Annotated in this window: 4 protein-coding genes and 1 pseudogene; 2 read left to right on the top strand and 3 right to left on the bottom strand. The window is 72.0% G+C overall.

All coding sequences use genetic code 11. The annotated features are described in order from the left end of the window. Both ABTZ59_RS20530 and ABTZ59_RS20525 read left to right on the top strand, forming a co-directional pair. Nucleotides 1–189, top strand: a pseudogene (locus ABTZ59_RS20530) (cytochrome P450); the annotation flags it as partial. Nucleotides 190–408: 219 nt separating this feature from the next. Continuing rightward, entirely contained in the window at nt 409–1,737 is a 1,329-nt protein-coding gene (locus ABTZ59_RS20525; protein WP_351405579.1) for a cytochrome P450, read from the top strand. 12 nt (nt 1,738–1,749) lie between these two features. Here ABTZ59_RS20525 and ABTZ59_RS20520 read toward each other — a convergent pair whose 3' ends face one another. From ABTZ59_RS20520 to ABTZ59_RS20510, 3 genes are all read right to left on the bottom strand, one after another. Then, nucleotides 1,750–1,872, bottom strand: coding sequence for a hypothetical protein (locus ABTZ59_RS20520; RefSeq protein WP_351405562.1), 123 nt, complete (start codon nt 1,870–1,872; stop codon nt 1,750–1,752). 273 nt (nt 1,873–2,145) lie between these two features. Continuing rightward, nucleotides 2,146–5,694 carry a phosphodiester glycosidase family protein gene (locus ABTZ59_RS20515; RefSeq protein ID WP_503003233.1) on the bottom strand — a complete coding sequence of 1,183 codons (3,549 nt, stop codon included), beginning with the start codon at nt 5,692–5,694 and terminating at the stop codon, nt 2,146–2,148. 192 nt (nt 5,695–5,886) lie between these two features. Beyond that, nucleotides 5,887–7,563 (bottom strand): SpoIIE family protein phosphatase, encoded by a 1,677-nt coding sequence (locus ABTZ59_RS20510; protein WP_351405556.1) that lies wholly within the window; start codon nt 7,561–7,563, stop codon nt 5,887–5,889. Between the last annotated feature and the right edge of the window lie 16 nt (nt 7,564–7,579).

Genomic DNA, 7,579 nt, shown 5'->3' with positions numbered 1-7,579 from the left:
CCCGCACAAGTACCCGCCCGACTCATCACCCGCACCGCCGTCAACACCGTCCTGCACCTCCTCCCCGACATGCGACTCACCATCCCCGCCGAACAAGTCGCCTGGCACCCCTCCCCCTGGACACGCATCCCGGTCTCCCTCCCCGTGGAATTCTCGGCAGCCAGGATTCCGGCTGTCGTCAGCCGCTGACGGAGGCCGTTCAGGGGGTGTCCGTGAGGCCGGCGGGTGCGCCGACCCACCGCGCCGGCAGGGGCGGAAGCGACGCTCCCATCCTCGGAGGGGCCCGTCGGCGGGGCCCCGTCCCGATGGGGCCCTCTGGTACGGATCGCGGCCGGGCGCTTTGCTTGTCGGGTCCCGTCGTCTCCGTCCCTCCCGTTCCGCGGCCTTCCACTTCCGAGGAGCCCTGCCATGACGACTGTGCCCGTCCCCGGTCCGCCCCGACTTCCGTTACTCGGGAATCTGCCCGCCTTCGCGCGTGATCCACTCGGCTTCTTCACGCGGCTGCGCGGCCACGGTGATCTCGTCGAGTGGCGGCTCGGCCCCCAACGGTCCCTGTTCCTCTCCCGGCCCGAGCACATCGGGGAACTGCTCACGGGCATCGAGAGCGAGTTCCGCCACCCCGAACTCGGCTGGGCGTTCAAGCTGGTTCTCGGCGAGGGCGTCGTCACCTCGGAGGGGCCCACCTGGCGTCGCAAGCGCGCCCTGGTACAGCCCGCCGTCCGCCCCCGCCAGGTGCGGGGCTACGCGGAGACGATGACCGACTGCGCGGCCACGCTCGCGAACTCCTGGCGGCCCGGTCAACGTCTCGATGTACGGGACGAGATGCTGGGGCTCACCCAGCGGATCGCCGTACGGACACTCTTCGGCGCCGACACCGCGGGGCGTGAGTCCACGATCGGACCGGCGATGGACATCGCCCAGCGGGCGATCGGCGACGAGTTCCGGGGCGTCACGCTCTTTCTGCCGTCCTGGCTTCCCACCCCGGGCCGCCGGAAGCTGCGGAGGGCCGTAGCCGTCATCGACCGCGAGGTGGCCCGGGTCACCGGGATACGCCGCCGGAGCGGCGAGGAGCGCGACGATCTGCTGAGCCGGCTGCTCGCGGCCAGGGACGAACAGGACCGGCCGCTCACCGACAAGGAGATCCGGGACGAGGCCGTCACCCTCTACATCGGCGGGCACGAGACCACCGGCACCACACTCACCTGGGCCTGGTATCTGCTCTCCCGCAGCCCACAGGCGCGGGACCGGCTCACGCGGGAGCTCGGCGACGCCCTCGGCGGCCGGGCGCCAAGCCATGACGATCTCCGGCTGCTTCCCTGGACCGAGCAGATCATCAAGGAGACGCTGCGGCTCTATCCCCCGGTCTGGCTGATGAGCGGGATCGCCAAGGAGCGCTCGACGGTGGGCGGTCACGCCGTCGCGAAGGGCACCGTGGTCTGGTCCAGCCAGTGGAGCGCCCACCGGGACGCGCGCTGGTTCCCCGACCCGGAGGCGTTCCGTCCCGAGCGGTGGGACGCCGACGCGGCCGCCGCCGTACCGGACCACGCGTGGTTCCCGTTCGGCGGCGGTTCACGCGCCTGCCTCGGGGCCAGATTCGCGATGGTGGAGGCCGTCCTGGTACTGGCCACGCTCGCGCAGCGCTTCCATGTCGATGTGGACAAGGGCGAGATCCCGCCACGCACGGGCCTCACCCTCCAGCCGTCACGTCCCGTGCGCGGCACCCTCCGCGCCGTCTGAGACCGCCAGAACCTATTGCGGGTCGCGGCGCTGGAGTTCCCGCTTCTTGGCACTCTCCGCGGCCGCGCCCATGGCGAGGCCCGCCACGATCAGCACGACGGACACATAGATCTCATAGCCGTCGAAGTAGCTCATTCTCGCCACCAACGACCAGAGTGAGAACCACCCGTCCGTCCATTCGTGCAGCAGTCCTCCCACGCCTTGGGACAACAGGAGGAAACACAGGATTCCGCATACCGTCTTCACCCCTAGAGGCTAGAAAGGGCAAACCCGGCAGGGCTATTGGCCTTCAGGAGCGGCCCCCGCGACCAAAGTCGCGAGCGCGGTCCGGCTCCCCCGTCCCAAAGTCGCCGCGTACGGTGGCCCGGCGTCCGGTCGGCCGGACGCCGGGCCACCGTACTCATCCGGTCACGCCGCGGGCGCGACCGTCTCGGACGTTCCGGCGGCCGTCGCCGCGATCCTGATCTCCTCCCGCCGCGTGACGCCGTTGACCGTCACGGCGAGGACGACCGTCCCGGGCCGCAGCGCGGTCAGCGTGCCCGTCGCCGGGTCGAAGACCGCCGCGTGGCGGGAGCGGGCGCCGTTCCGGTCGCCGATACGGAGGTTCGGGGAGCCCGTCCAGTCGGCGCTGAGCGGGAAACCGACCGGGACGGCCCTGGTCCCCTGGGTGACGGTCGCCGTGACGTGGGCGCTGTGCCCGGGGGCCAGTGCGGTCGGCGCGTCCAGCGTGAGCGCGTCGGTGTGCGCGCGGGTCCCTACGGAGACCCAGTCGGGGCCGCCCTTCCACGGAGCCAGCCGCGCGGCCGACTGCGCGCCCCGCGAGACCTGGTCGACCCCGACGAGCGACCAGCCGGTGAATCCGCCCTCGCCCGCCGGGGCCGCGGGTGCCTTGCCCGAGTTCCCGTTGATCAGATACGGCACGCCGTTGACGCGTGAGGCGTCGAAGACTCCGACATGGCTGCCGATGAGCCCCACGCCCTTGCCGGTCGTCCGGCGGAAGTCCGCGAGCCACTGTTCGAGGAGGGCTGCCTCCTTGCGGTCGCTCAGCTCACTGGCCTTCTGGACGGTCGGATCGCGTGGCGGTACGTGCTCGATCACCATCACCGAACGGACCCGGTCGTCCTTCGCCGCCGCGTCCAGCTGCTCCCGTACCGCCTTGATCTGCGCCAGCCCTCCGCCGCGCAGCGTCAGACTCGATGTGTCGAGGGTGAGGAAGCGGGTCCCCCGGTGGTCGAAGATCCGCTGGGCGGGACCGAACCGGTCCACGAAGTTCTTGATCGTGCCGCCCATCACCTCGTGGTTGCCCGGTACGTAGTACCAGGGCAGGGCGTCGCCCAGCTCCTCGGTCAGCACGGTCTCGGCGAAGGCGAGATCCGCCGGAGACCCCTCGTCCACCAGGTCGCCGTTGATGACGAGGAAGTCGGGCTTCGCCGCCTTGATCTCGCGCAGGGTACGGCGTGCCTGCGCCACGATCGCGCTGTCGGGGTCACGCGCGACGAACTGGGCGTCGGACATCACCGCGAACCGCCAGTCCCTGGCGCCGGTCTCGGCCGCCGAATCGATCAGCGGATCGGCCGGGCGCGGCTGCGCGGGCAGCTCCACCGTGGGCGGCACCTGCGCCGTCAGTCCGTCGATCACGATTTCGCCGGTGTACTGCTTGGTGGCGGCGGTCTCCGCGAGATAGAAGCGGTACACGCTGAGCGGCGTCGCGGCTCCGGCCGGCACGGCGAAGGTCACCTGCCGCCAGCCGGTCCAGGTGATGTACGGGCCGCGCAGCAACTGGTCGGAGCCCGCCGCGTCCTTGAGATGCAGGGTGGGCCAGGCCCCCTTGCCGTCACCCTTGATCCAGAGCGTGAAGGACTGCGGCTGGCCGGGCACCGGGATCTGCCGCGGCGGATTCGCGTAGGCGGCGCGGGTGGCGGTGGATCGGGTGAAGTCGTACGTGAGGGTCAGCCCGGTGCCGGTCTGCCCGTCCGGGGTGGCCGAGACCGAGCCGTCCGCGCGTGCCTGGCCGAAGGTCCAGGACGCGGCGTCGTCGAAGGCGGAGACCGGCTGCTCGTCCAGCCCGACGCTGACGGCGAGGACCGTCGTGCGGCCACCCGCCTCGACCGTGACGCGCCCGGCTCCGCTGCCCGTCAGGGACGTGACGGTGAAGGAGCCCCGGCCGTTGTCGGTGACGGAGAAGAGCGAGCGGTCGTAGTCCAGCCGTATGTCACGGGGTTCGATGGGCGCGCTGGTGCCATGGGCGTCGAGGCCGACGATGCCGAAGGTGCCGGTCGCCGTGGTATCCGCGAGTCCGACGCGCCGGGTGGTGGGCTGGATGCGGTCGAGCCGGTCGAGGACCGTCAGCTCCATGCCGCCGCCGGCCCTGCCGCGTTCGGCGCGTACCTCGGTGGTGCCGCTGCCGCGCGCGGTGAACACGCCGTCGGCGTCGACGCGGCCCACCGAGGACCGTACGGCCCGCCAGTGCGGAGCGCCCGACGCGGGCCCGTAGGTCTCGTCGTATCCGGCCGCGGTGAGCGTCCTGGTGAGTCCAGGGAAGACCCGCTCGGGGTGGCCGCCCTTGACGGGGTCGACGCTCGGGGCGCCGCCCGCGGGGGTACGGGGCTCGACCCAGAAGCCCTTGAGCTGTCCACTGCCGTCGGGCGCGGTGAGGGCCAGGCCGTTGGGGACCGTGCGCTCGCTGCCGTCGGAGGGGCTGTTCTCCACGCGCAGCGCGTCGCTGCCCGGTGCGCGGGCGACCAGTGTGGACGAGCCACCGCCATCGAGGTTGAGCGCGCTGTGGGCACCGGCGCGCAGCATCATCAGGCCCAGCTCGGTGAGGGTGACGCCCCCGCTGTCGGCCTGCCGGCCGTCGACGGTGATCACCTGCATGGTGCTGCCGTCACGCGAGAACCCGACGGCGGTGCGCGGCGCGGCGGTGTTGTTGCCCTCGCCGTCGTGGTTCTGCGCCACGCCGTCCACCACGAGGAGTTCACGGCCGCCGACCGCGGTCCGCGGGACGGATCCGCTGTCGGTGCGCGGCCGGTATTCGAGGGTGACCGGGTCCCCGGGGCGCAGCGCGCGCAGCGCCTCGGCGCCCGCTTCGCGGCCGACCAGGAGGGTCGTGCCCGCGGCGATCGCCCCGCTGCCGGGGCGGTCCGCCACGGAGACGACCTTGCCGTCCCGTACGGCGGCCTCGGCGACGGGGGTCGCCCGGTCCACGGTGAGCGCGCGGTCCGCCACCCCCCACGCCGAGTTGTACGCGCCGATGCCACCGGCCGGCACATTGGCCGCGTTGTAGGCGTTCAGCGCACGCGGTCCCGAGGGGAGCGTCACGGTGCCGTCGAAGTACAGCTTCAGGAGGCGTCCGGCGTTGCCGGGGCCGATACCGATGGCCTGGTTGACGCCGGGCGCGGGCGAGTGCGTGACCTCGCCGTCCGCGATGCCGGGGCCCTGGGGCGCGCCCGTCTCGTTGATGTCGAAGAAGTCGGCGTTGATCGCGGCGACGGTCCGGCGTCCGGGGCCCGCGTCATGGCCGGCGGCCAGTTCGGAGACCGTGCGGCGGTCGGAGACCTTGCCCGAGGAGAGGTAGTCGGCCTGGGCGCCGGTGCCGTCGAGGTCGACGGAGAGCGCGTCCACGCGCAGCCACTTGTCGGATTCCAGCCGGTCGTACGAAGTGAGCCGGACGCCGGGGGCGATCGGGCGCGAGGCCCGCGCGGTCTCGATGCCGTCGGCGTCGGCGACGGTTCGCGGGGTTCCGGTGGATCTCGGGTCCGCGGTGGCGGCGCTCGCGGGTGGTGGCGCGACCGGCCGCAGCACCTCGGCGGCGGTACGGGGTCGGGGGTCGGGGGTGGAGTCGGCGAAGGACGGGGATACCGCCCCCACCGTCAGAGCGGTCACGGCCGCGAAGAGCACGGCGGTCCGCCCGGCGATGCCTGGGCCCACAATTTCTCCTGGAAGACGGTGAACACGCATGGCTTGCGCGATGTCGGCCGCCAGCATTGCCGTGTGCGGACCAATGAACCAGGGGTTCGTGGGGACGTCGGGGAGAACACGCGGTGACAGGGAGGAGCGGGGCGTCGAAACCGGCCGGGTTCTGACGCCGCCACGGCGTCAGAATCAGTCCGGCCATGGGAAGCTGTCCGGCCGTTGGAAACTGTCCCGGCGTCAGACGCCGTCCCGCCGCAGAAGCAGCAGGGCCATGTCGTCCCCGCCGCTGCGCTCCCCCTCCGCCGCGAACAGCAGGTCCGCCAGCTCCTCCAGATCCGCCGGGCCCGTCCGTACGGTCTCCCTGAGCACTTCCAGGCTGTCGCCGAGGTCGATGCCCGGCTGCTCCACCAGTCCGTCGGTGCAGAGCAGCAGCGTCTCACCGGGCCCCAGCATCCCGGTGGTCACCGGATAGCTGACGCCGCCGAGTTCCGCGAACTCCGTGGAGAGCCCGAGGGGCAGCCCGCCCGACGTCTCGATCCAGTGGCAGCCGCCGTCGGCGCGCCGCACCAGCGGGTCGAGATGGCCCGCCCGTACGATCCGCAGCTCTCCGGTCAACAGGTCCACTTCCACGTAGGTGCAGGTCGCGAAGCGGTCGGTGCCCAGCTCGCGCAGCAGGGCGGAGGCGCGGGCCATCGCCGCGTCGGGCGGATGCCCTTCGGCGGCGTACGCCCAGAGCGCCATGCGCAGTTGGCCCATGACCACGGCCGCGTCCGTGTCATGGCCCTGGACATCGCCGATCGTCAGGCCCACCCGGTCGCCCGGCAGCGGAAGCACGTCGTACCAGTCACCGCCGACATTGCGGCCGATGCGCGCGGAGCGGTAGCGGAAGGCGCTGCGGGCGCCGGGGACCTCGGGGACACGACGGGGCAGCATCGCCCGCTGGAGTTCCTCGGAGAGACCGTGCTCCTGCTCGTAGAGGATGGCGCGTTGCAGACTCTGCGCGATTCCGCTGGAGAGCGCGACCAGCAGATTGCGTTCCTCGGCACTGAAGCCGCCGTGCCGGGGGTAGAGCAGCCCCATGGCGCCGATCATCCTGCCCTGGGCGATCAGCGGCAGATAGGCGCCGGACGCCACCGACAGCGGCTCCACATGCGGCCAGAGCAGCGGGTAGGAGGACCGGAAGTCCTCGCGCGAGGTGATGAAGCGGGGCCGCTGGGTGCGTACCACCTCGCTCATCGGGAACTGCCCGTCAATACGGGTGTACCTCAGCTCCGGTACGTATGACCCGGTCCGGCCCTCGGCGATCGTCCGGATCCGCCCGCCCTCCACCACGCCCAGCATGACGCTCACGGCCTTGAGATGGCCGAGCGCCTCCTCATCCCGCAGGACGTCGAGGACGTCCTCGACGGTCTCGGCGCGCGCCAGCAGGACGGTGGTGCGCTCCACCACCCCGGCCATCCTGCGCCGTGCCTCGTGCAGATCGCTTCTGGTGGCCACCTCGGTCAGCTCGCGCTCCGCGCTCCGCACGAGGCCGATGATCCGCCGGGGCCGCCCCGCTCCGTCATAGGCGATATGCGCCTGGGCGTGGGCCCAGCGGTGTGCTCCGTCGCGTCTGACGATCCGGAAGTACGCCGCGACCTGCGCCGAGCCCTCCTTGAGCGCACGCGCCAGCAGGCTCTTCAGCCGGGCGGCCTCGGACAGCGACAACCGGCGGACAAGGCCGCGCGGAGTGCCGTCATACTCCTCCGGGCGAAGGCCCAGGATCTGGAGGGCGGGCGCGTTCAGATGCAGCAGCCCGCTGTCGACATCCCAGTCGAAACTTCCCATGCGGTTGAGAGCGAGGCTCAGGTCCGGATGGGCCGGCCAGTCGTCGGGCAGCGACACGGCAGCCGGAAATGCGCCCCGATCAGCCATGGAGCCACCTTCTCAC

Source organism: Streptomyces sp. NPDC094034 (genome assembly GCF_040303865.1).
GTDB lineage: Bacteria > Actinomycetota > Actinomycetes > Streptomycetales > Streptomycetaceae > Streptomyces.
The sequence above is the reverse complement of the archived record's forward strand: the minus strand, read 5'-3'. Positions and strand labels throughout refer to the sequence as shown.